Origin of the sequence: Staphylococcus rostri, from assembly GCF_002902145.1 — a bacterium.
GTDB classification, from domain to species: domain Bacteria; phylum Bacillota; class Bacilli; order Staphylococcales; family Staphylococcaceae; genus Staphylococcus; species Staphylococcus rostri.
Window position 1 is genome coordinate 23,928 of the sequence record NZ_PPRF01000026.1, and the last position, 25,100, is coordinate 49,027.

The 25,100-nt window shown below is 38.7% G+C and carries 16 protein-coding genes and 1 pseudogene; 12 read left to right on the forward strand and 5 right to left on the reverse strand.

The window, feature by feature from the left end:
• Positions 1-47 precede the first annotated feature (47 nt).
• A pseudogene (locus CD122_RS04805) lies at positions 48-985 on the reverse strand (glycerophosphodiester phosphodiesterase).
• A 283-nt stretch (positions 986-1,268) separates the two neighbouring features.
• Here CD122_RS04805 and CD122_RS11880 point away from each other — a divergent pair.
• Positions 1,269-1,430 carry a hypothetical protein gene (locus CD122_RS11880; RefSeq protein ID WP_169926461.1) on the forward strand — a complete coding sequence of 54 codons (162 nt, stop codon included), beginning with the start codon at positions 1,269-1,271 and terminating at the stop codon, positions 1,428-1,430.
• A 57-nt stretch (positions 1,431-1,487) separates the two neighbouring features.
• On the opposite strand, the gene argH is transcribed toward CD122_RS11880, so the two are convergent.
• A complete protein-coding gene (argH, locus tag CD122_RS04810; protein ID WP_103357867.1) occupies positions 1,488-2,861 on the reverse strand; it encodes an argininosuccinate lyase in 1,374 nt (457 codons plus the stop codon).
• Positions 2,854-4,056: an argininosuccinate synthase gene (locus CD122_RS04815; RefSeq protein WP_103357868.1), complete on the reverse strand. Its 1,203-nt coding sequence runs from the start codon at positions 4,054-4,056 to the stop codon at positions 2,854-2,856. The genes argH and CD122_RS04815 overlap by 8 nt, the downstream gene beginning before the upstream one ends.
• Before the next feature lie 192 nt (positions 4,057-4,248).
• On the opposite strand from CD122_RS04815, the gene CD122_RS04820 reads away from it, so the two are divergent.
• From CD122_RS04820 to CD122_RS04845, 6 genes are all read left to right on the forward strand, one after another.
• Complete coding sequence (locus CD122_RS04820; RefSeq protein ID WP_103357869.1) at positions 4,249-5,580, forward strand: glucose-6-phosphate isomerase; 1,332 nt, start codon at positions 4,249-4,251, stop codon at positions 5,578-5,580.
• A gap of 949 nt (positions 5,581-6,529) precedes the next feature.
• Entirely contained in the window at positions 6,530-7,108 is a 579-nt protein-coding gene (gene lepB, locus CD122_RS04825) for a signal peptidase I (RefSeq protein WP_103357870.1), read from the forward strand.
• Positions 7,109-7,647: 539 nt separating this feature from the next.
• Complete coding sequence (addB, locus tag CD122_RS04830) at positions 7,648-11,115, forward strand: helicase-exonuclease AddAB subunit AddB (protein WP_103357871.1); 3,468 nt, start codon at positions 7,648-7,650, stop codon at positions 11,113-11,115.
• Positions 11,112-14,750: a helicase-exonuclease AddAB subunit AddA gene (gene addA / locus CD122_RS04835; RefSeq protein ID WP_103357872.1), complete on the forward strand. Its 3,639-nt coding sequence runs from the start codon at positions 11,112-11,114 to the stop codon at positions 14,748-14,750. Before addB ends, addA begins: the two co-directional genes overlap by 4 nt.
• A gap of 82 nt (positions 14,751-14,832) precedes the next feature.
• Positions 14,833-15,735: a fumarylacetoacetate hydrolase family protein gene (locus tag CD122_RS04840; protein WP_103357873.1), complete on the forward strand. Its 903-nt coding sequence runs from the start codon at positions 14,833-14,835 to the stop codon at positions 15,733-15,735.
• Between the two features lie 273 nt (positions 15,736-16,008).
• Complete coding sequence (locus CD122_RS04845) at positions 16,009-16,392, forward strand: YisL family protein (protein WP_169926463.1); 384 nt, start codon at positions 16,009-16,011, stop codon at positions 16,390-16,392.
• Between the two features lie 66 nt (positions 16,393-16,458).
• On the opposite strand, the gene CD122_RS04850 is transcribed toward CD122_RS04845, so the two are convergent.
• Positions 16,459-17,784: a CoA-disulfide reductase gene (locus CD122_RS04850; RefSeq protein WP_103357875.1), complete on the reverse strand. Its 1,326-nt coding sequence runs from the start codon at positions 17,782-17,784 to the stop codon at positions 16,459-16,461.
• 25 nt (positions 17,785-17,809) lie between these two features.
• On the reverse strand, positions 17,810-18,628 hold the full coding sequence (locus CD122_RS04855; protein ID WP_103357876.1) for a Cof-type HAD-IIB family hydrolase: 819 nt from the start codon (positions 18,626-18,628) through the stop codon (positions 17,810-17,812).
• Between the two features lie 111 nt (positions 18,629-18,739).
• Between CD122_RS04855 and CD122_RS04860 the strand changes: the two genes are divergently transcribed.
• The 5 genes from CD122_RS04860 (at position 18,740) to CD122_RS04880 (ending at position 24,826) form a co-directional block, all read left to right on the forward strand.
• On the forward strand, positions 18,740-19,048 hold the full coding sequence (locus tag CD122_RS04860) for a metal-sulfur cluster assembly factor (protein WP_103357877.1): 309 nt from the start codon (positions 18,740-18,742) through the stop codon (positions 19,046-19,048).
• Positions 19,049-19,206: 158 nt separating this feature from the next.
• The gene (locus tag CD122_RS04865) at positions 19,207-21,024 is read left to right on the forward strand and encodes an acyltransferase family protein (protein WP_169926462.1); all 1,818 of its coding nucleotides are present in this window, start codon (positions 19,207-19,209) and stop codon (positions 21,022-21,024) included.
• A gap of 153 nt (positions 21,025-21,177) precedes the next feature.
• The gene (gene clpB, locus CD122_RS04870; RefSeq protein WP_103357878.1) at positions 21,178-23,790 is read left to right on the forward strand and encodes an ATP-dependent chaperone ClpB; all 2,613 of its coding nucleotides are present in this window, start codon (positions 21,178-21,180) and stop codon (positions 23,788-23,790) included.
• Between the two features lie 200 nt (positions 23,791-23,990).
• A complete protein-coding gene (locus CD122_RS04875; RefSeq protein ID WP_103357879.1) occupies positions 23,991-24,389 on the forward strand; it encodes a hypothetical protein in 399 nt (132 codons plus the stop codon).
• A 29-nt stretch (positions 24,390-24,418) separates the two neighbouring features.
• Positions 24,419-24,826 carry a lactococcin 972 family bacteriocin gene (locus tag CD122_RS04880; protein ID WP_103357880.1) on the forward strand — a complete coding sequence of 136 codons (408 nt, stop codon included), beginning with the start codon at positions 24,419-24,421 and terminating at the stop codon, positions 24,824-24,826.
• The last annotated feature ends 274 nt before the right edge of the window (positions 24,827-25,100 follow it).

Below are 25,100 nucleotides of genomic sequence, written 5' to 3' on the forward strand. Positions count from 1 at the left end.
TACATTTAAAAGCAGAGACGCCGATTGTGTGCGCCTCTGCTTTTTCGTTATTGGATCAGATCGTGGTAAATATCAGGATAGTTAGTGAAGACACCTGTCACACCATAGTCGTTCAATCGTGTCATTGCATCACGGTCGTTAACAGTATACGGATGAATATGAAAACCGAGTTCACGTAAGTGCTGTGTATTTTCTGCCGTCAAATCTGTATAATCTGGACCGACGCCAATCGCATAGCTACTAATATATGATAAGTCTTTGTCATTATATTGCTGGAGTTGCCCTTTATCCATCAATTGTACAAGTGGGATGTTCGCATTGAATTTGTGCATTTTTAATAAGCTTTCTTGAGAGAACGACTGAATGACCACTTTTCCTTTGCTTAGATGATTTTTCTTGTCTAAGCCATGTTTTTTAAGCGATGCTAACAATTTTTCTTCCATACCTGGATAGTCGTCAGGCGATTTTGTTTCGATATAATAATTCGCCTTTGTACCGTATCGTGCAAATATTGCATCTAATGTTGGGACTTCTTGACCTTGATAAGCTGGGTTTTGAAGTTCGGGATGTGTATCGTTAAACCATGAGCCTGCATCGAGCTGTTTCAGTTCCCGAGTGTATAATCACTTACACGACCAGTACCATCAGTTGTACGGTCAACAGTCTCATCATGCATCGCAACAAGGTGACCATCTTTCGTCATTTGAAGGTCGATTTCTAAATAATCAGCCCCCATTTCATTTAAACTTTTATCATATGACGCAAAAGTATGTTCAGGTGCATAGCCGCTCGCACCGCGATGACCGATATTAACATGTTTTTTGTTAAGTACGTTATTCTTGCTTGGAGATAGTGGAGAAGCTAGTTGATGACCATGTGCGTGATGTTGAGGACATGCATGGACTGAATCGATAGCACCAATAGGGGATACGAGTAGTGAAGCAATCAGTCCCGTAGAAAGTAAGAGTTTTGAAGAATTTTTCATTAAAACGCCTCCTTAGAATAATTATCCTCTTTAAAACTATATGAAAATAGTTATAGAAAGCAAGCGTTTTCATAGAAAGTTAACGAACTTTACTAAAACTTAACGAAATTAAGAGCTATTGTGGTTAATGTGTTTAGTCAGACACATTTTTGAAAATGATGTAATGAATGGTATTTGTTAGTTTGCAAATGATATAATATGTATAAGTAAAGTACGTGGGATATTATACAGAAGCATTCAATTCGAGATTTTAGTCCTTAATCATATAACTGGAGGGAAAACGATGAAACGTAACACATTCGCGTTAATCATCAGTTTAATTTTTCTAGTAGCAGGTGTTGTATTTGTCATTAAGCAAGAATGGCTTTTTGCGACGCTGTTCATTGTAGTAGGAGCTATCTATCTCATGACGATGATGAACAAAGATAAATCTAATGGCAGTTAAACATTTGTATAAGGCATTGAAAAGGGGATAAGCGCGTGTCTTATCCCCTGTATCTATTTATAAATATTGTTTAGCAACATCAATTTGGTGTTTCACAGCGTCTTGACCTGTAGCACCATAACTTTTACGACGTTTGACCGCTTCATCAGGTTGCAGGTATGTGTATATATCTTCTTCAATTTCTGGTGCTTGTGCTTGATACACATCTAATGGTACATCCAGCAGGTACATATCATGTTGAATAGACCATAGTACCAGCTTGCCGACAATTTCGTGTGCATCTCTAAACGGAATGCCTTTCATCACAAGATAATCCGCAAGTTCAGTGGCATTCGAGAAGTCTTGGCGAACCGTCGTTGCCAATCTGTCTGTATTCACTGTCATACTCGCTAACATACCTTCAAAAATCTTCAATGAGCCTTTTAACGTATGCACCGCATCAAACAAACCTTCTTTGTCTTCTTGCATATCTTTATTGTACGCAAGTGGTAAGCCTTTAAGCGTCATCAACATACTCATTAAATGACCAGTCGTACGTCCGACTTTACCACGAATCAATTCAGCCATATCCGGATTTTTCTTCTGTGGCATGATTGAAGAACCTGTTGAAAAGGCGTCAGATAATGTTACGAACTTCGCTTCTTCCGATGACCAGAAGATAATCTCTTCAGCAAAACGTGATAAGTGTACCATCGTTAAGCTAATATTGTGTAACGTTTCAACAATGTAGTCACGATCACTAACCGCATCCAAGCTGTTCTCATAAATACCGCCAAAGCCAAGCAACTGTTGTGTTTCGTGACGGTCAATCGGATAGGTTGTTCCGCTTAATGCGGCAGCACCTAACGGAGATAAGTCGATACGTTTCAACGCATCTGTAAATCTTGACTTATCACGTTCTAACATCCAGAAATATGTCATGACGTGATGTGCGAATGAGATAGGCTGCGCACGTTGTAAGTGTGTGTAGCCGGGCATAATCGTATCGACATGTTGTTCTGCCAAGTTGACAATCGTTTGTTGAAAAGCGGCGATACTTTCAATGATGTTTTGAACTTCTTTTTTTGTATATAAGTGCATATCCGTTGCAACTTGGTCATTACGGCTACGTCCGGTATGCAACTTGCCACCGACAGCGCCGATACGTTGAATCAGTTCATGTTCGATATTAAGATGAATGTCTTCTAACGATTCTTGCAACGGGACTTTGTTGTCGTGAATATCTTGTTGAATGACTTTGAGTTCGGCAATAATCGTTGAGGCCTCGTCCTGCGTCAAAATGCCTTGGTTTGCAAGCATTGTAGCATGGGCGATACTACCTTGAATATCTTCATCTACTAGGTTTTTATCGAAGTGGATAGACGCATTAAATGCATCTACCCAATCTTCAGGTTTTTCTTCAAATCTACCGCCCCATGCTTTTTTACTCATCTGCATAACCTCCGTGTAACATCGCATTCACTTGTGTTGGTAAGCCGAAAATGTCGATAAAGCCAACAGCTGATTGTTGATTGAATGCATCTTCTTTTGTATATGTTGCTAATTTTTCATTGTATAGCGTATAGTCAGATTTTCTACCATTTACAACCGCGTGGCCTTTAAATAGTTTGACACGTACGTCGCCAGTTACATATTTTTGTGTATGATCGATAAATACTTTTAACGCATCAGTTAATGGAGAGAACCATAAACCATTGTATACAAGTTCTGCCAATTGCTTTTCAGCCACTGGTTTAAAATGTGCAACATCTTTTGAAAGGGTAATTGTCTCTAAACCTTTGTGTGCTTTTAAGATGACTTCAGCACCTGGCACTTCATATACTTCTCTTGATTTAATACCGACAAGTCTGTTTTCGATATGGTCAATACGTCCAATGCCGTGTTTTCCAGCTAGGTCATTTAAATATAAAATTAAGTCATCTAATTCATAAGCTTTTCCATCGATATGTGTTGGGATACCTTCAGTGAACGTTAAAATAATTTCATCCGCTTCATCTGGTGTATCTTCTAATTCTCTTGTTAAATCAAATGCATCAGCAGGTGGTGCCACATATGGATCTTCTAACACACCACATTCATTAGCACGACCCCATAAGTTTTGGTCGATTGAGTATGGTGAATCTTTGCCAATCGGTACTGGAATGTTGTGTTTTTTCGCGTAATCCAGTTCTTCTTCACGGCTCCAGCCCCATTCTCTAACTGGCGCAATGACTTTTAAGCTAGGGTCTAATGCTTTAATTGCCACTTCAAAACGTACTTGGTCATTCCCTTTACCAGTACAACCGTGTGCAATCGCTACTGCATCTGTTTTATGTGCAATTTCGACAAGTTTTTTTGAAATTAAAGGTCGTGATAAAGCAGACACGAGTGGATACGTTTGTTCATACATAAGATTTCCTTTAATGGCATATCCAACGTATGCTTCTGCAAATTCTTTTGTTGCGTCAATGATATGTGATTCAATCGCACCCATATCTAACGCTTTTTGATATACAACATCTAAATCTTTTCCTTCACCAACGTCTAAGCAACATGCAACGACATCATAACCTTGTTCGATGAGCCATTGCACGGCCACGCTTGTGTCTAAACCACCTGAATATGCTAATACTACCTTCTGTTTCATAAAACCGTCACCTCTGTGTTTAATTGTTTTTGCTTAAGTCATATATTAGCACGTTATGATTTAATATGCAAGTATTTAAATAAATATACATAACCGAATAGCGTAATTTTTCGGACTATTTAAGTTGATTGAATTTGCAAATATATGTTAGTAAAATAAAGATGAGTTCAGTTAAATTAGGAGGCAAAGTGCATGACACATATCCAGTTTGATTACAAAAAGGCATTACAATTTTTCGGACAACATGAATTATCGCAGCAACAAGATCAAGTGAAACTGATTCATCGCACAATCCATGAAGGCACAGGGGCTGGCAGCGACTTTTTAGGATGGGTTGATCTACCAGTTGATTACGATAAAGCAGAATTTGAACGCATTTTAGCAGCAGCTGAAGAAATCAAAGCACATTCAGATGTGTTAGTCGTTATCGGTATTGGTGGTTCATACTTAGGTGCACGTTCAGCAATTGAAATGTTGACACCTGCATTTAAAAAAGATAGTGATTTACCAGAAATTATTTTTGCTGGTCATCATCTTTCTTCATCTTATACACAAGAATTAATCGACTACTTAGATGGTAAAGATTTCTCAGTGAATGTTATTTCTAAGTCTGGTACAACAACAGAACCAGCTGTGGCATTCCGCTTATTCAAACAATTATTAGAAGAAAAATATGGTAAAGAAGAAGCGGTTAAACGTATCTTCGCAACAACTGACAAAGAAAAAGGGGCATTGAAACAACTTGCGACAAATGAAGGATACGCATCATTTGTAGTACCTGATGATGTCGGCGGTCGTTTCTCTGTATTAACAGCGGTTGGTTTATTACCGATTGCCGTTGCAGGTATCGATATTCAAGCAATGATGGCGGGTGCGGCAAAAGCACGTGAAGAATTGTCATCAGATGACTTAGAACAAAACATCGCATACCAATATGCATCGATCCGTAATGTTTTATACAACAAAGGTTATACGACAGAAATGTTAATTAACTATGAGCCATCATTACAATATTTCAATGAATGGTGGAAACAATTATTTGGTGAATCTGAAGGTAAAGACTTGAAAGGGATTTATCCATCAAGTGCAAACTTTACAACAGACTTACATTCATTAGGACAATATGTTCAAGAAGGTCGTCGCTTCTTATTTGAAACGGTATTAAAAGTAGAGACACCAAAACACAATATTACAATTGAAAAAGATGCAGATGACTTAGATGGCTTAAACTACTTAGCTGGTAAAACAGTTGATGAAGTAAATACAAAAGCATTTGAAGGTACATTATTAGCACACACTGATGGTGGCGTAGCGAACTTAGTGATTACACTTCCTAAATTAGATGCTGAAACATATGGTTACCTTGTATACTTCTTTGAGTTAGCTGTCGCTATGAGTGGTTACCAATTAGGTGTGAACCCATTCAACCAACCAGGTGTAGAAGCATACAAACAAAATATGTTCGCATTGCTTGGTAAACCAGGTTTTGAAGATAAGAAAAAAGACTTAGAAGCACGTTTATAATGTATATACAACACACGTTATCCATATCGGTAGCGTGTGTTCTATTATGTGTGTAGATGAATTATATTGTTTAGTTGTTTTACTAATATAGGAAACAAAGTGGTACTGTTATTAGAAAATATTAAGACCCATAGTGCATGACCCCCTACAGCCGTCCAAAGCATTGTGGGGGATGATTATTATTTTATCTTGTCGTATAAGTGATTTGTGATGTTGCCAGTAACAACTGGGTATGTAATTATCAGAGTGGTCAATATGGCAATGTAGCCTAACTATTGACAATGCTTTATAAATATACTAATCTATATGTAATAAGAGTATTATTGTCATTTGCATATAAAAACCCCACAGCCGTCCAAAGCTTTGTGGGGTTTTTGTGATTATTTGAACCTGTCGTATAAGTAGTTCGCAATGATGCCGGTAATAACAGGGCAAATAACCAGGGACAATGCAAAAAGTATAATTGTCACTTACATACACCTCCTTCTGGGGAAGAGTGCTTTTTTAATATACCATATCTCATGTGTATTGGGATATAAATTTAATATTAAAAGTTATGTAAAATTCAGTGAACCTGTTTGGACAGCAGTTTATATATTGTATTAATATGGGAGTTAAGGTATGAATCATCGTGTGCATTTTATATAGTCAGTATTCACATAGTAGACGAAACAAATAATCTTTAATATCAAAACTACTATTGAAAAATAATTATAATAGAAACGTGCATCATGTGTTTTTGTTACAATATTGAAATATGACATCTATAGAAAACATTAACGTTCTAATCTGTTTTTATGATAAGATGAGAAGTACAGTTTTAGTCGGAGTTCAATGGGGTGTACAGTTTATAAGCACCAATACATATGTCGAATCGGTGTGCGAATTTGCGTGTCATCAATAGTGCGACAGATGCATCCCGACTTTTATCATTAAAGAGGTGTCAAACGTGAGAAAAGAGACAATGGAATGGATTATTTCGATAGGCTTAGCGCTAATCGTTGTTGGATTTTTATATACATTTATTATCAAGCCGTATAATGTGCAGGGTGATTCGATGTATCCAACATTAAAAGATGGTGATCGCTTAATCGTCAATAAGATTGGTAAAACATTAGGGCATTTGGATAATGGCAACGTGATTGTGTTCCATGCCGATGAATCAAATGATTATGTAAAGCGTATTATTGGTAAGCCGGGCGACCATGTAGAATACAAGAATGATCAGTTATATTTAAATGGTAAGAAGATAGATGAACCGTATCTTGCATATAACTTAAAACATAAAACTTATGATGAAATCACAGGACCTTTAAATTCTCAGAAATTACAAGGTAGTGACGGTAAATATCAAATACCAGAAGATAAATACTTAGTGTTAGGGGATAACCGTGAAGTCAGCAAAGATAGCCGTACAATTGGATTGATTGATAAAGACCAAATCGTTGGTAAAGTATCATTGAGATTTTGGCCGGTAAGTGACTTTAAGGTGAACTTTAACCCAGATCATACGGAAGACCAATCATAACAATAACAGAAGTCTAGTAAGTGGCGTGTGCCTACTTGCTAGACTTTTTTTGGAGCACTACAGAAATCTCATGCGTAAGTAAAGATTTCGTAGTAGTGCCCAGGCAAGGCTGACTAGAAGTGTGACAAGCCAAGGGCGAAGTCAGACATCAGTCAGCTACTGCCACTAATATAAATGAACGAGTAAATGAAATAGGGAAAGAATAAAGATAATCTCTATCAAAGAACAGAAATCTCATGCGTAAGCAAAGATTTCGTAGTAGTGCCCAGGCAAGGCTGACTAGAAGTGTGACAAGCCAAGGGCGAAGTCAGACATCAGTCAGCTACTGCCACTAATATAAATGAATGAGTAAATGAAATAGGGAAAGAATAAAGATAATCTCTATTAAAGAACAGAAATCTCATGCGTATGCAAAGATTGTTCAACCGCTAACTGCTCCTTTCACAACCTCATTTAAAAAAACTCTAAGAAAAGTTTTGGTTATCGTCTTGAAGCATATATAATAGAAGCAACACTATTTAAGAGTCAGGGGGAGTCGTATGTTTCGGGCATTTATAGGAAGAGCGGGTACTGGTAAAAGCACAGCGATGATGAATGAAATTAAAGAGAAAATACTGAATCAACCGCTGGGAGACCCTATCGTTGTTGTGACGCCAATGCAAGGGACGTATTTATATGAACAGGCATTTGTCAGTGATCCAGCGCTTAAAGGAAGTTTACGTGCGGAAGTGCTGCACTTTGAACGATTAAGTCATCGTGTCTTTCAAGAAGTAGGTGGCGTGCATGAAACACGTTTGTCATCTACGTCAATCGAGATGATGATTTACAATATTTTACAAGATGTACGTAAGCAATTAAAACTATATCAATCACAAGTGAAATATTTAGGATTCAGCACAAAGGTACGCGAACAAATTCAAGATTTTGAAAAATATGCGGTCACACCAGAAGTTGTAGCAGATAGTGCGGTGAATGGTGCGTTACCAAAAAGAACACAAGATAAGCTGCACGACATGAGCTTAATTTATGAAAACTTACAAGCACGTATGGGAGAAGACTATTTGACCGGTGAAGGTTTGATGCAGCGTTTTATTACGATGATTCCGCAGTCGGATTGGCTACGTCGTGCGGATATTTATATTGATGGTTTTCATAACTTTTCAACACAAGAATATCAAGTGATTGAAGCGCTCGTAAACCATGCGAAATCAGTGACGGTGCTGTTAACAACGAATGGTGATACGGATCCGTTAAGTATGTTCCGTAAACCGTCTGAATCGTTGACGCATTTGCGTGAAATCGCAACTGAGACAGGTAAAACGCTAGAAATTGAACGTTTTAACGAGGTATACCGCTTTAAATATGAAAGTATGTCGGCGTTAGCTGCAGAGTTTGATGCGTTACAACCACAAGCGACTCAAGTGGACGATGGAGCGGTGCGTATTTTTGAAGCGGCGTCTATGCGTGAAGAAGTAAATGAAGTGGCGCGCCAGATTATTGCGGATGTGCACGACAATGACTATCGTTACCGTGATATTGCGATTTTGTATCGTAATCCAGACTATGTGTATTTGTTAGAGTCGGTTTTAGCGCAGTACGACATCCCGTATAACATTGATGTAAAACGTTTAATGGTGCATCACCCGATTATGGAAATGTTCGTCAGCATGATTGAAGTGTTGAAATCGAATTGGCAATTTGAACCAATGATGCGATTGTTTAAGACGAATGTCCTCACTCAAAATATCCCGAACAGTCGTTATTTAGTGGATATACTTGAAAACTATGCGATGGAACGTGGCATCTATGGTAAGCGTTGGATTGACGACAAGTACTTCCAGTTAGAGAATTTTACGACGATGGGTATTAAGCGTCATCGTTCACTGACTGAAACGGAGACGGAGACATTCCAACGAGTGATTTCAATGAAGGAATCTGTCGTCCAAAAGCTCGTTCATTTGGAACAGAAGTTACTCGAAGGCGCTCATGCGGTAGATTACGCGACGGCATTGTATGAAGTGTTAGAGGCGTTTGAACTGCCATCGCAATTGATGACGCATCGCGATGTGTTAGAGACGCAAGGTCAGCATGAACAAGCAGAATCAGTCGACCAAATTTGGCGCGGTTTTATTCGTATATTAGATGAAATTGTCGCAGTGTTTGAAGAACAAGATATGACATACACGCGCTTTTTAGAACTACTGGACGTTGGCTTAAACGGCTTGGAATTTTCAATGATTCCGCAAACGATGGACCAAGTGACAATTGGGACGATGGATTTGGCGAAGGTCGACAATAAGTGCCATGTCTATTTAATCGGCATGAATGACGGTGTATTACCACAAGCGATTAGCGGTACAAGTCTGATGTCTGATGATGAGAAAAAGGCGTTTGAAGCATATACAGGTATGCAGTTGAGTCCAACTGCCGATGTGCTGCAAATGGACGAAGCGTTCGTTGGTTATTTTGCGATGACACGTGCGTGTGAACGACTCACGATGACTTATAGTTTGATGGACAGTGGGGGTGCCGAAAAAGAAGGTAGCCCATATTTGAATGATGTGAAAAATATTTTACCAAATGTATCAACTTGGAATATTGCGCAGTTAAATGCACAAGATGCGATGCGACGTATGGTCCATCCGCATCAAACAAAGGTGCATTTATTCGAGTCGTTGCGTGCCTGGTTGGAAGGGCAGCCAATCGCGGATAGTTGGTTTGTTGCGTATGATACGATGTCGCAAGAAGCGGCATTACGTCAAGGGATGCAACATTTAACAACAGCATTAGATTATCGCAATGAAACGGTGAAATTAGATCAAGATTTGACATATGCGTTGTATGGTAAAACGATTAATGCGAGTGTGTCACGTTTTGAAGGGTATAATAGCTGCCCGTTCAAACATTATGCGTCACACGGCTTAAAGTTAAATGAACGTACAAAATATGAATTGCAGAATTTTGATTTGGGTACGATTTTCCATGATGTTTTACGTTATATTGCGGAAAAAGTAGATGGTAGTTTCCAACAGTTAACGCCACAACAAATTCAGACATTGACGCAAGAAGCATTAGACATCTATTTGCCAAAAGTGCAGTTTAATCTGTTGAATGCGACGTCGTACTATCGTTATTTATCACAACGTATTGGCGCCATTGTACAAGCAACATTACAAGCATTACGTCATCAGTCTGAACATTCACAGTTCCGTCCGATTGCTTTTGAAAAGTCATTCCGTAAAAAGCCGCATTCTAATGATGAGCTCCTTGCTGAATCACTTCAGACGACGCAAGGGATTCCAATTAATATTCGTGGCCAAATAGACCGTATCGATGTATTTAATAAGAATGGTAAAAGTTTCGTGAATATTATCGACTATAAGTCATCTGAAAAAAGTGCCTCACTTGACTTAGTGAAGGTATATTATGGCCTTCAAATGCAGATGATGACTTATATGGATATTGCATTACAAAACAAAGAACGTCTCGGTTTGATTGATGAAGTAAAACCGGGTGGCTTCTTGTATATGCATGTGCATAAGTTTAAAGATAAAAGACGTTCATGGGACACCGTTAATCCAGATAATTATGAGACGGAATTTTTTAAGTCGTATAAGTTAGATGGGTTGCTTAATAGTGATCCAGATGTTGTGGATGCATATGATCGTCGCTTGGAAAATGGCTTTGGCTCAGATGTTGTACCAATCACACTGAAGAAAAATGGTGGCTTTAGCTCGCGCAGTAAAGTGGTAGATGAACCAATTATTCATAAGTTGATCCAGCGTAATAAAGATAACTTTGTGCAGACGGCTTCTCAAATTATGGATGGCCATACAGAAGTAGCGCCATTAAAGTATGACAATACATTGCCATGTCGTTTCTGCCAATATCAATCGGTGTGCCATGTGGATAGCTTAATTGACAGTGCGAAATACCGTCATGTAGATGAAAAAATCAAACCATTAGAAATCCTTGAGACTGTGGAAGAAGAGGAGGAGACACGATGATTCCAACGAAACCGAATGATGTACAGTGGACGGATGCGCAGTGGGAAAGTATCTATGCGAAAGATCAAGATATTCTTGTTGCGGCAGCGGCAGGTTCAGGTAAGACAGCCGTCTTAGTAGAACGTATTATTCAGCGTATTTTACGTGACGGTATTGACGTCGATCGTTTGCTCGTTGTGACGTTTACGAATGCGAGTGCACGTGAGATGAAACATCGTATTGAAGCGCGTATTCAGCAGGCGTCATTAGAAGATCCGACAAATCAACATTTGAAAAATCAACGTGCGAAAATTCATCAAGCACAGATTTCAACACTGCATAGTTTCTGTTTGAAGTTGATTCAACAGCATTATGATCAACTCGACATCGATCCGAACTTCCGCACAGCAAGTGAAGTTGAAAACATCTTATTACTTGAACAAGTAGTAGATGATGTGTTTGAACAACATTACGATATTTTAGATCCGCAATTTATTACGTTGACTGAACATTTGTCATCCGATAGAAGTGACAAGTCGATTAGAGACGTTGTGAAAAGGTTGTATTATTTTAGTGTGGCGAATCCACAACCAACGCAATGGTTAGCGTCATTAGATGAACCGTATCGTGATAAGGCGTCTCAACAACATTATATGGCGATATTAAATCAATATATTCAATTGTATGTTGAAGCGGCACAGGATGCATTGGAACAAGCGTATTCCCAATTGGAACTCGTAGGGCATTATGATAAGCACGTCAAATTTATTAACGAACATCGTGACTTTTTACGTGCGCTATTGGCAGAGTCAACGATAGATAAAGCGCAGTTACGTGATTTTAAATTAGGGCGTATGCCGAATAAACCGAAAGAAGTTAAAGATGATGCGCTATTAAACGAGGCGTATGAAGCGTTCAAGGCGAACTATGATCGTTATAAATCATATATTGAAACGGTTCAAAAAGAATTTGTAAGTCGAGATGATGAGACTTTAGAGCGAGAATTGGCAGACTTGGCACCGCGTGTTGCTTATTTATCCAAACTAACGAAAGATGTGATGGATCAGTTTAGTAAGGCGAAACGTGCGCGTAATATTATTGACTTTGCCGATTACGAACATTTGACACTCCGCATTTTATTAAATGAAGATGGGACACCGTCACCTGTTGCAGACGCCTATCGTGCACAATTCGATGAAATATTAGTCGATGAATATCAAGATACTAACCGTGTGCAAGAAGCCATTATTGGAAGTATTAATAGGGGCGATGCATCAAACGGTAACTTATTTATGGTGGGCGATGTAAAACAGTCGATATATAAGTTCCGACAAGCAGACCCAAGTTTATTTATCGGTAAGTACGAAGCGTTCAATCAACCGGACGATTCAAGTGGAAAACGCATCGATTTATCACAAAACTTCCGTTCACGTAAAGAAGTACTAACGACAACGAACTATTTATTTAAACATATGATGGACCCAGAAGTTGGTGAGATTGATTATGATGCAGCGGCAAGTTTGTATGAAGGTGCACCGTTTGATGATGTCGAATACCCTGTTCGTTTGACAGCGCTCTTGAAAGATGGCGCGCATGACATGGATAAAGGGGAACAAGAAGCGCATTTGATTGCCCAACAAGTCAAGGCGATACTCGACACACAACAAGTGTACGATATTAAAACACAATCATACCGTCCGGCAACGTATAAAGATATTGTCATACTCGAGTCATCGAGGGCCAATGTTAGAAATATTCAGCAGGTATTCAAAAACAACAATATTCCATTATTTGCGGAAAGTAGACAAGGTTATTTTGAACAAACTGAAGTCCGTCTTATGTTGTCATTTTTAAGAACGATTGATAATCCGCTTCAAGATATTTACCTTGTTGGTTTAATGCGTTCGGTCATTTATCAATTTACGGAGGCGGAACTTGCGCAAATTCGTGTAACAGCACCGAACGAAGATTACTTCTATCAATCGATTCAGCGTTATATTGACACGCCAGAAGCAACACCAGAACTGAGAGATAAACTGATACGATTTTTAGCAGATTTAGAAAGCTATCGAAATTATAGTCAGTCACATCCAGTGTATCAATTGATCGATAAGTTCTTTAACGATCATTACATTACGCAATATTTCAGTGGTCTTGTTGGCGGTAAAGGACGTCGTGCCAATTTACACGGCTTGTTCAATAAAGCAATAGAGTTCGACAATTCAAGTTATCGCGGTTTATTCCAATTCATCCGTTTTATTGATGAAATGATTGACCGTGGTAAAGATTTTGGTGAAGAAAATGTCATCGGTCCAAATGATGACGTTGTAAGAATGATGACCGTGCATAGTAGTAAAGGGCTCGAGTTCCCGTTTGTTATCTATTCCGGCTTAAGTCGAAAGTTTAATAAATCCGACTTAAATCAACCTGTCGTCTTGAACCAATATGAAGGTCTCGGCTTACAATACTACGACACGGAACACGGCTTATTCTATCCATCACTGATTTCAATGAGTATCGACTTAATCAATCAGAAGGAATTAATATCTGAAGAAATGCGTTTGATTTACGTTGCGTTAACACGTGCGAAAGAGCAATTATATTTAATTGGAACGGTAGATGATGAGCACGCCCTTGAGAAGCTAACAGCATGGTCGGTGTCAGACAATCGACTTGGCACGATTGAGCGATTTACAGCAAGTAACGCATTCCAATTAATTTATAGCGTGTTAAGTAAACATACTGCCACGCATTTAGTTGCACAACAGCAGTTTGCGGAACGTATCGAGGACTTGCCGAACTATTTGAAACCAACTGTCTTAGTCCAACAAGTAGACGCACAAGATATCCTACCACTTGAAGATGAGACGCAAGAACAAGCAACGCCGTCATTGACCATGTTACAAGAACGCCTTGAAACTGCGCCATTGGATACATCCACTGCGACACAAATTAAAGAACGTTTGTTATTCGACTATCCGCATAAGACTGCGGTTACCCAAGCATCTAAACAATCGGTATCAGAATTGAAACGTCAAATGGAAATGGAACAAGCAGATACGAACTATGAGCGCGTGCGTCAATATCGCTTAGGTGCTATAACGTATAACCGTCCACTCTTTATGCAAGAACAAAAACGTACGGCTGCAGAAGTGGGGACATTGATGCATACAGTTATGCAACATTTACCATTTAAAACAGAACGCCTAACAGAGCGGGAACTATATGCTTATATTGATCAATTGGTGGACCGTGCTATTATCGATGCCGAGGCGATTCAAGATATTAATGTAGAAGAAGTGCAGCGTTTCGTACAAAGCGACTTGTACTTACGTATTGCACAAAGTGATGCCGTGTATCGTGAGTTGCCGTTTATCGTGAATCAAAATGATGTCGAACCAACGGAAAAAGACGATGCGATTATTCAAGGGATGATTGACCTGGTGTTTGAAGAAAATGGTGCGTATTATTTCGTGGACTATAAAACAGATGTATTTGTACGACGCAGAGGCATGACAGACGAAGCGCTTGCGGAACAGTTAAAAGAGAAATATCGTATTCAAATGCAATATTATCAAAAGGCATTAGAAGTGATATTAAAACAAAAAGTGTCAGGCTCATTATATTTCTTTAAATTTGGTGAGATTACGATTTAATCCGGATAATGACAAAAATTTGTGATTTATCTAAAATTTTCGTTATAATGACAATAAGATATACGTTAGGAGCTGATAGTGGATGAAATTTTTATCATTCAAACACAATGATGAAACATCATACGGTGTTAAAGTAAAGCGTGAAGAAGCGGCATGGGATTTAAGAAAAGTATTCGCTGACTTTGGCGAAGCAGAATTCCAACCGAAGACGTTATTAGAAGGATTGCAACACAATCAAACTTTAGAATTCCAAGAACAAGTTCGTAAAGCTGTAGTAGCAGCAGAAGAAAGTGGTCGTGCAGACGAATACAAAGTGAAGTATGCGGACATTGAGTTCTTACCGCCTGTGACACCACCGAACAATGTGATCGCGTTCGGTCGTAACTATAAAGCACATGCTGAAGAGTTAGATCACAGTGTAGAGCGTTTATATGTTTTCACAAAAGCGGCATCATCATTAACAGGTGATGAAGCGACAATTCCAAACCATAAAGACATCACAGACGCATTGGACTATGAAGGTGAGTTAGGTGTTGTTATTGGTAAATCAGGTGAGAAAATACCAAAAGGCTTAGCATTAGACTATGTTTACGGTTATACAATCATCAATGATATTACAGACCGTACAGCACAAAAAGCACATGACCAAGCATTCTTATCAAAAAGCTTAACAGGTGGCTGCCCAATGGGTCCTTATATCGTAACGAAAGATGAGTTGCCAACACCTGAGAATGTAAACATCGTGACAAAAGTTAACAATGAAATTCGTCAAGATGGTAATACATCACAAATGATTTTAAAAATCGATGAACTGATTGAAGAAATTTCAAAATATGTTGCATTGCACCCAGGTGACATTATTGCGACAGGTACACCAGCAGGCGTTGGTGCAGGTATGAACCCACCGAAGTTCTTACAACCTGGCGATGAAGTGAAAGTCACAATCGATAATATCGGTACATTAACAACATTTATTGAGAAATAGGGAGTGGGACAGGAATCTCATTTAACAAAAAAGATTCCGTTGTCCCACCCCGGCAAGGCTGAGTAGGTGTGAAAAAAGCTTGTAAAAGCGTATTTTCACGCCAGTCAGCTACTGCCATTTACATAAATACGCATACTTAAATTGAATGTTTCTATTAATGTCCGAACCTCTTCTTATTTTTGTCTAAATTTGCAAGCATTCCGATGCGTTGCGCAAATGGGATATGTTATGATATGTAGGGCAATTTATAATAGGAGGATATTTTATATGGTATTGATTAACTTACACATTATTAGTTTTATTGTGCTATTGATATTGTTCTTTGCGACATATGAAAACTTTTCAAATAAACAAGGGCCAACACAATTATTTAAACCATTACACATGACATTACGTTTGTTCATGCTGTTCGTGTTGGTTACTGGTTTCTGGCTCATCGCAAAAGCTTTTACAAGTGCAGATGCCAGCCATATGTTATTGACATTAAAAATGGTCGGTGGTCTCAGTATCATCGGTTTAATGGAAGTAACGATTGCACGTAAAAAGAAACAAGCATCAAGTCGAAAATTGTTTGTTTGGACATGGATTATTGTGATTATTACAGCGGTTCTAGGTACAATTCTACCTTGGGGACCAATCACAGCGTTATTCCATTAATGATAAAAGCGTCAAGGTTAGGTGACCGATTAGCGGTTCCCAATCTCGACGCTTTTTATTTTGGTTCTATGGACGGGCTTTATAACCCAACATATTAATTAAATCTTTTGGATGACTGTATGGCGGTGCGTATGCAACTTCAAAAGCAGTTAGGTCGTCAATCGTTGCACGATGCATCATTGCCATGGATAACACATCGATACGTTTATCAACACCTGATTGACCAACAGCTGCTGCACGTAAAAGACGTCTCGTTTGCTTGTCGTAGTATGCGCGCAAGTGAACGGATGTATTGTTCGGATAATAACCCGCATGTGTACCATTTTCCACTTCCACCATCGCGTAATCAAAGTTTTCTAGGTCTGTAAGTGCGACGCCGGTACTTGCAAGTGTATAGTCGAAAAACTTAACAATATTTGCACCAACAAAGCCTTCAAATACAACATCTGGATTGCCGGCGATTTGTTCAGCAACGACACTTGCACCACGATGTGCACCCCAAGCAAGCGGAACGTGGGCTGGTAAGTCGACATGGCGATAATGATTTGTCGCGATGTCACCAACCGCATAGACGTTCGGAATGTTCGTTTGAAAACGTTCATTGACTGGAATATAGCCTTTATCATCCATTGTAATACCCGATGATTGTAGGAACTCCGAGTTGGGTTGCACACCAACACCGGAGATGATCATATCGTAATCTTCAACAGTTCCTGATTTAAAAGTAACCGTATGCCCATCAATGGCAGTGACTTCCTCATTCAAACGATAAGGAATATTACGTGCATCAAGTTCAGACAAAATAGCTTTATTCATATCTTGATCCATCAACTTGTTAATCGCTTCTGAACGATGAACGAGCGTTGGAGATAAGCCACGTTCATACATATTTTCTAATAGTTCTAAGCTGACATAACCTGCACCAATCAGTAAAACGCGCTGAACATTATGTGTTGTGATGTAGTTTTCAATCGCATCCGTATCTTCCATATTACGCAGTGTAAAGAGGTGTGGTACATCGAAGTTAAGACGTCGTGCACGTGCGCCAGGGCTTAGGACTAAAATATCATAGTGATCTTCAATGATAGTATCGGTTGTGTGATCTTTAACTTTAACAATTTGTTGTTCTGTATCGACTGCGATGACTTCATGTTGTAACTTCACCGTGATGTTTTTCTTATCTTTAAATTTCTCAGGTGTCATTGGCAATAATTGCTCACGTGAAGCTACGACATTGCCAAGATAGTAAGGTAAACCACAGTTCGCAAAGCTCATATGGCGGTCTTTTTCATAAACGGTAATATCACTTTCTGGGTCGAGTCGGCGAATCTGGCTCGCACTTGTTGCGCCACCTGCAACTGCTCCGACAACAATAATTTTCTGTTTCGTCATGTTACATCCTCCTTAAAAGTGTATGTTATTTAGGAATGTTTAATTTGAAGAAGTCGTTCAAGTAGACACCAATACCATCTTCATTGTTCGATAACGTCGTGTCATTGGCGATATATTTCAAGTCGTAAATTGCATTGCCCATTGCGACACCATGTTTTGCGTATTTAATCATTTCAAGGTCGTTATCTTCGTCACCAAAGGCAATAATTTCATTGCGTTCAATACCGAGATGTTTGCGAACGATGTCAATGCCGACTGCTTTACTAATACCACGTTTGACAATTTCAATCACTGGGAAAGGTGCACCCCAGCGTCGATGTTCAATATTTTCAGCATAGAAGCGAGTTAACACTTGTTTGACACGCGGAATCATTGTTTCTTCCGCCTCAACCAATAGGCTTGTCGGATCTTCATGTAACAAGGTTTCAAGGTCGCCCACTTTAATATTAGGATTCCCCATACTAAAGCCATCGAACAAACGATTGTCTGGACGGTCAATATATACTTGGTCGCCGACTTCCGCTATCATATTTTGAATATCCATTTTCTTCAATGTTTCAATAATACTCATCGCTATCCCTTCATCTAAACGCTCATGATAGATAGGGAAGTTTGTATCTTTTGGATGATGAATGTATGCGCCGTTGAAATTAACGATAGGTGTGTCCATGTCTAGTTGATCGTAATACAACTTACTCGCACGATACGGACGTCCTGTCGCAATCATTAAAGCATGTTCTTGTGCTTGTAATGCTTTAAGGACACGAAATGTATAGTCAGAGATTTCTTTATTGTCGTTTAATAATGTTCCATCTAAATCTAAACAAATTAAATGTTTTTTCATGTTATTCTCCTAAATTCTAATGTTCAGTGTAACAATATCATAGCATTTTATTGTGGAAATGTAATGATTTTGATATATTGATAGTAGTTATATAAAAAGAGGTGAAAAGGCATGGAAGAAGCATTAAAAGATAGCATTCTAGGTGCATTAGAGAACGTTATCGACCCTGAGCTTGGGATCGATATTGTCAATCTTGGCCTTGTTTATAAAGTTGACTTGAACGATGATGGATTATGTACTGTTGAGATGACATTAACATCTATCGGTTGCCCACTAGGACCACAAATCGTGGATCAAGTTAAAACAGCATTAGGTGAGCTACCTGAAATTAAAGAAACAGAAGTGAACATCGTATGGAATCCACCATGGAATAAAGATATGATGTCACGTTACGCGAAAATCGCATTGGGCGTAAGCTAAGCGCGCCACATATGAAATATGGATAGGCGATATAAAGGACTGAACTTGGAGAAAAAGTTTCAGTCCTTTTTTATAAGCGCATACGTTGTGATATTGCTAAAGTTGACGAATACAGTTAAAATTTATGTTGATAAAACTATGAAAAGAGAATGATAAGCATGTGGAATTTTACGAAACAACCGCATCAGCAATTGGAAACGCGTTATATGCCAGGGCTTGATGGCTTGCGTGCGATTGCGGTGCTGGCAGTTATTATTTATCACTTTAATCCACAATGGTTACCAGGTGGATTTTTAGGTGTGGATACTTTTTTTGTCATCTCAGGTTATCTCATCACAAGTTTATTATTAACAGAATATCATAACACGCAGCGTATTGATTTGGTGTCGTTCTGGATAAGACGTTTGAAACGATTACTGCCTGCAGTGATTTTTCTTATTATGGGCGTCTTAATATTAACGCTTATCATGGCACCTACAGAAATTAAATCTGTGCGTAGTGACGCATTCGCTGCTTTATTATACGTCAGCAACTGGTGGTATATTTTGCAAGGTGTTGACTATTTTGCACAGTTTGAAGTGGCCCCACTTAAACATCTATGGTCACTTGCGATTGAAGAACAATTTTATCTATTCTTTCCTATTATATTGTTCGGTTTGTTGTATTTTATCAAACGTGTAAAACCCATTTTATATACCATGTTCTTTTTGATTGTCGTTTCCATCGTTACAATGGGCGTGCTTTACGAACCACAAGGAAATGTTGCGCGTGTTTACTTTGGAACTGATACACGTTTACAAACGATGCTACTTGGCGTGGTACTTGCATTTGTATGGCCGGCATTTAAGTTGCGTGCACAAACAGCATTACAATCACGCGCTATTATTGATGGTATCGGGGGCATTGCGCTCGTTGGCTTATTGATTTGTTTCCGATATGTGAATGAATCGCAAAACGCGTTATACTATGGTGGTTTTGGCTTGATTAGTATACTGACACTGGTCATTATCGCAAGTGCAGTCTTGCCTAACGGTGGGCTTGCCAAACTGCTAGGAAATCCATTGTTTTTGTATATTGGTTCGCGCTCATACAGCTTATATTTATGGCATTATCCAATCATTGTATTGATTCATCATCATTTTGTACAAGGTCAAATTCCAACATACGTTTATGTTGTGGAAGGTGTCTTGATGGTGCTGATGGCAGAGTTTTCATACCGCTTTATCGAAACGCCATTCCGTCGCCACGGTTTCCAAATATTTGATTTCCGACACTTGAAACAATGGGGCTCGTTGAACGTCAAACGTGCATGGCTTGTTATTGTGTTATTGTTGCCTTCCGTGTTAATCTTGTCAGGCGTATTTAACGGCTTGTCGAAGGAAAAAACGCATACGACAGCAATCAATACAGATGACATTGATAAATACGTCACGGTTCCTGCACCACTCGGCCCGATGAAAATAGATGGTTTTGAAGTGAAAGGTCAAACATCACCGTATGCGCACTGGAAACCATTGTTAATCGGGGACTCTGTAATGGTCGACATTGGTGATACGTTTAAAGAACAAGTGCCGAATGCGAGTATTAACGGTTTGATTGGACGTCAACTTGTTCAGGCGATTCCATTGGTACGAGAAAACTACCCGGACTATAAAGATAAAGATGATGTTGTCGTATTAGAACTTGGAACGAATGGGGACTTTACAGAAGAGCAATTGGATACATTACTTGATCTTTTTGGAAAAGCGCAAGTTTATTTAGTGAATACAAGCGTACCGCGCGACTACCAACCACATGTGAATGAACTATTTAAGAAAGCGGCACAAGAGCGAGGGAACGTGCATCTTGTCGATTGGCATGCGCGATCACAAGGGCATACGGAATACTTCGCGCCCGACGGCATTCATTTAGAAGCAGATGGGGTCAACGCACTGATTGACGAAATGATCAAGACGATGAAACAAAATATAAAATAAGCGCAAAAATAGGATAGCGAAACAGATGAAAAAATTCATTTGTTGCTATCCTTTTTTATTGATTTTATGACATAGTGGCGTTATAATTTAATTAAGGTCAAAGAAAGTCAAAGTCAAATAAGACCTATTTTGAAAATAAAGGAGTGACGCATTTTGGATATTAATCAAATGACGCATTCTATACAAAATGCTTTACAGAAAGCAATAGAAGCTACACAAACATATAAATTAACAAACATTGAAGTAGAAGCCGTGTTAAAAGCGGTCCTTGAAACACCTGATAGTTTATTTAAGACAATCTTAGAACGTGCAGAAGTTGATACAGATGCATTGGCAAAAGCGTATGATCAAAAAATGACACAGTACCCAAAAGTGTCAGGCGATAACGTACAATATGGACAATATTTAGCACCAAAAACGAACACATTATTTAACAAAGCTGAAGAATATATGAAGGCATATGATGACCAGTTTATCTCAATGGAACACATCTTACGTGCAGCTATGGAAGTTGACGATACAACGGCATCATTCGTGAAATATAAAGAACAAGTGATTGAAGAAATTATTAAAAAAGTCAGAGGGGGAAACCATGTGACAACACAAAATCCTGAAGTAAACTATGAAGCATTATCTAAATACGGTCGAGATTTAGTAGAAGAAGTCCGTAAAGGCAATATGGATCCAGTTATCGGACGTGACGAAGAGATTCGTAACACAATTCGCATTTTAAGTCGTAAAACGAAAAACAACCCAGTACTAATCGGTGAACCCGGCGTTGGTAAAACAGCCATTGTTGAAGGCTTGGCACAACGTATCGTGAAAAAAGACGTCCCAGATTCATTACTCGACAAAACTGTATTTGAGCTTGATTTGAGTGCCTTAGTAGCCGGTGCAAAATATCGCGGTGAATTTGAAGAACGTCTTAAAGCCGTATTAAAAGAAGTCAAAGATTCTAACGGTCGCATTTTATTATTTATTGATGAAATTCATATGCTCGTTGGTGCAGGTAAAACAGACGGCGCCATGGACGCAGGTAACATGTTGAAACCGATGTTAGCACGTGGTGAATTACACTGCATCGGTGCGACAACGTTGAACGAATACCGTGAATATATCGAAAAAGACTCTGCATTAGAACGTCGTTTCCAAAAAGTTAATGTTAAAGAACCAAACATTGATGATACCATTTCAATATTACGTGGTTTGAAAGAACGTTACGAAGTGCACCACGGCGTACGCATTCAAGACCGTGCATTAGTGGCAGCTGCAGAACTATCAGATCGTTATATTACAGATCGTTTCTTACCAGACAAAGCGATTGACCTTGTCGACCAAGCGTCAGCAACGATTCGCACTGAAATGGGCTCAAATCCAACAGAATTAGACCAAGCAAATCGCCGCGTGATGCAATTAGAAATTGAAGAGAATGCATTGAAGAAAGAATCTGACGAAGCAAGTCGCGTACGTTTGCAAGAATTACAAGAAGAACTTGCCGAAGAAAAAGAAAAACAAGCGCAGTTACAAGCACGTGTAGAACAAGAAAAAGAAAAAATTGCTAAAGTTCAAGAAAAACGTGCAGAATTAGATGAAAGTCGAAAAGCATTGGAAGATGCGGAAAACAACTACGACCTTGAAACAGCAGCTGTCTTACAACACGGTAAAATTCCACAACTTGAAAAAGAATTGAAAGAATTAGAAGCGGCTTTTCAAGAAACACAAGGTGAAGACGGTGACCGCATTATCCGTGAAGTCGTCACAGATGAAGAAATTGGCGAGATTGTAAGTCAATGGACAGGTATTCCAGTATCTAAACTTGTTGAAACAGAAAGAGAAAAATTATTGAACTTGTCTGATATTCTACATCAACGTGTTGTTGGCCAAGACCGTGCCGTTGATCTCGTATCAGACGCCGTTGTCCGTGCGAGAGCGGGCATTAAAGATCCTAACCGCCCAATCGGTTCATTCTTATTCTTAGGACCAACGGGTGTGGGTAAAACAGAACTTGCCAAATCATTGGCGTCTACACTATTCGATTCTGAAAAACATATGATTCGCATCGACATGAGTGAGTACATGGAAAAACATGCCGTATCAAGATTGATTGGTGCCCCTCCAGGCTATGTAGGTCACGATGAAGGCGGTCAATTAACTGAGGCAGTAAGACGTAATCCTTACTCAGTTATCTTGTTAGATGAAGTTGAGAAAGCACACACAGATGTTTTCAACGTCTTATTACAAATCTTAGACGAAGGACGTTTAACAGATTCTAAAGGACGCAGTGTTGACTTTAAAAATACCATTATCATTATGACAAGTAATATCGGTTCACAAATCTTATTAGAAAATGTAAAAAATGAAGGTGTAATTACTGAAGAAACGGAAAAAGCAGTGATGCAAAGCTTGAATGCATACTTCAAACCTGAAATATTGAACCGTATGGATGATATCGTATTATTCCGTCCGCTTTCAGTTGATGATATGCAAATGATTGTCGATAAAATTTTAACAAACTTGAATATGCGTCTCATGGATCAACGCATTACTTTAGACTTAACAGACGAAGCGAAAAAATGGATGGGCGAAACAGCCTACGAACCAGAATACGGTGCACGTCCATTGAAACGATTTGTACAACGTCATGTTGAAACACCATTAGCACGTCTAATGATTAAAGATAACTTACCAGAAGGCACACACGTACATGGTTACCTTGAAGACAGTGCCATTCATTTTGACATAGATAAACCAACAGAAACAGAATAATAGCAATACAAGGCGTATGCGTTCAACGTATGCGTCTTTTTTATGGCAGAAAATCAACAAAAAAAGAAATAATTGAAAAAATTATAATTAAATAATATTGGAATAACTTGACACATTAAATATTACTAAAATATAATCCAAATCAAGAAAGCGCTTTCTAAGTTTAGGTTTACAAAAACTAACTTTGGAGGAAAAGTATTATGAAGAAGCATGTTATTGCAGCATCAGCAGTAGCAATTGGTCTTTCAGGTTTAACGATTGGTGGTATCGCAAATGCAGACGTGACAAGCATCAATGGTGGTTCAGAGAATGTGGACAACTATAATGGTTTAGTACGATCAGAAGTTTTAGATCAACCGAGTACACAAGATGGTACAGCGCTTAGAAAGATTACACAAGGCAAAAAAGCAGGTGGGTACTGGATAAGAGGTACTAAAGGTGGATATACCATTTCTAGCTATAAGCATTATACAAAATCTGCTCAGGCGTATTTAGTAAATGGCAGAGGCAACGTTGTAAGTGGGGGCTGGAAAAAGCCAGGCGTATTTTCTACAGCTAAAATTAAAGGGAAAGCTACAGCCCATTACACTCACTCATAAAAAATAAACTTTAAAAAGGGGTTTTTTAGATGAAAAAGAATTTTATTTTAGCTTCAGTGTTAACAATTGGACTTTCAGGATTAACAGTTGGCGGCATCGCAAATGCAGATGTGACAAGCATAAACGGTGGCTCAGAGAACGTGGACAATTATAATGGATTAGTACGCTCAGAAATTCCTGATCAAAATACTGCAACAGATAGTACAGCGTTAAGAAAGGTTACTACGAGTCCGAAAGCAGGTGGGTACTGGATAAGAGGTATTAGAGGGTCTATAGTAATTTCTCACTATAAACATTATAAAAAAATGGGTAAAGGTACAGCAATTAACGGCAAAGGTTATGTAGGTAGTGGTGGCTGGAAAAAGGCGGGCGTTTTTTCAAAAGGCTCTGTCGAAAAAACATTTAGTAACAATAAGACTTATTATGATCACAAATAATTAAACTTGATATTTACGTAAAAGTATTTCAATTTTATACGCAAGATAGAGATATAACGCTTGTTAGAATTACGAACTAAATAAGAACATTATTGCTTTTATTGGGTTTAGATAGCGCTATATCTCTATATTCTTTGTTTTGTGTACACTTTGAAAGGATAAAGATTTTTCATCTTTATGAGGTATGGAATATGAAAAAAATTATTTTAGCCCTAGCACTCATTGTTACTCTTATATTAAGCGTATTGTTAATTGATACAGTTAAATCATTTTC

What these genes read in the sequence shown, in the direction of transcription:
- CD122_RS11880 (WP_169926461.1), top strand. Translation starts at nt 1,269, where the DNA reads ATGAAACGTAACACATTCGCGTTAATCATCAGTTTAATTTTTCTAGTA.
- argH (WP_103357867.1), bottom strand. Translation starts at nt 2,861, where the DNA reads ATGAGTAAAAAAGCATGGGGCGGTAGATTTGAAGAAAAACCTGAAGAT.
- CD122_RS04815 (WP_103357868.1), bottom strand. Translation starts at nt 4,056, where the DNA reads ATGAAACAGAAGGTAGTATTAGCATATTCAGGTGGTTTAGACACAAGC.
- CD122_RS04820 (WP_103357869.1), top strand. Translation starts at nt 4,249, where the DNA reads ATGACACATATCCAGTTTGATTACAAAAAGGCATTACAATTTTTCGGA.
- addB (WP_103357871.1), top strand. Translation starts at nt 7,648, where the DNA reads ATGTTTCGGGCATTTATAGGAAGAGCGGGTACTGGTAAAAGCACAGCG.
- addA (WP_103357872.1), top strand. Translation starts at nt 11,112, where the DNA reads ATGATTCCAACGAAACCGAATGATGTACAGTGGACGGATGCGCAGTGG.
- CD122_RS04840 (WP_103357873.1), top strand. Translation starts at nt 14,833, where the DNA reads ATGAAATTTTTATCATTCAAACACAATGATGAAACATCATACGGTGTT.
- CD122_RS04850 (WP_103357875.1), bottom strand. Translation starts at nt 17,784, where the DNA reads ATGACGAAACAGAAAATTATTGTTGTCGGAGCAGTTGCAGGTGGCGCA.
- CD122_RS04855 (WP_103357876.1), bottom strand. Translation starts at nt 18,628, where the DNA reads ATGAAAAAACATTTAATTTGTTTAGATTTAGATGGAACATTATTAAAC.
- CD122_RS04860 (WP_103357877.1), top strand. Translation starts at nt 18,740, where the DNA reads ATGGAAGAAGCATTAAAAGATAGCATTCTAGGTGCATTAGAGAACGTT.
- CD122_RS04865 (WP_169926462.1), top strand. Translation starts at nt 19,207, where the DNA reads ATGTGGAATTTTACGAAACAACCGCATCAGCAATTGGAAACGCGTTAT.
- CD122_RS04875 (WP_103357879.1), top strand. Translation starts at nt 23,991, where the DNA reads ATGAAGAAGCATGTTATTGCAGCATCAGCAGTAGCAATTGGTCTTTCA.
- CD122_RS04880 (WP_103357880.1), top strand. Translation starts at nt 24,419, where the DNA reads ATGAAAAAGAATTTTATTTTAGCTTCAGTGTTAACAATTGGACTTTCA.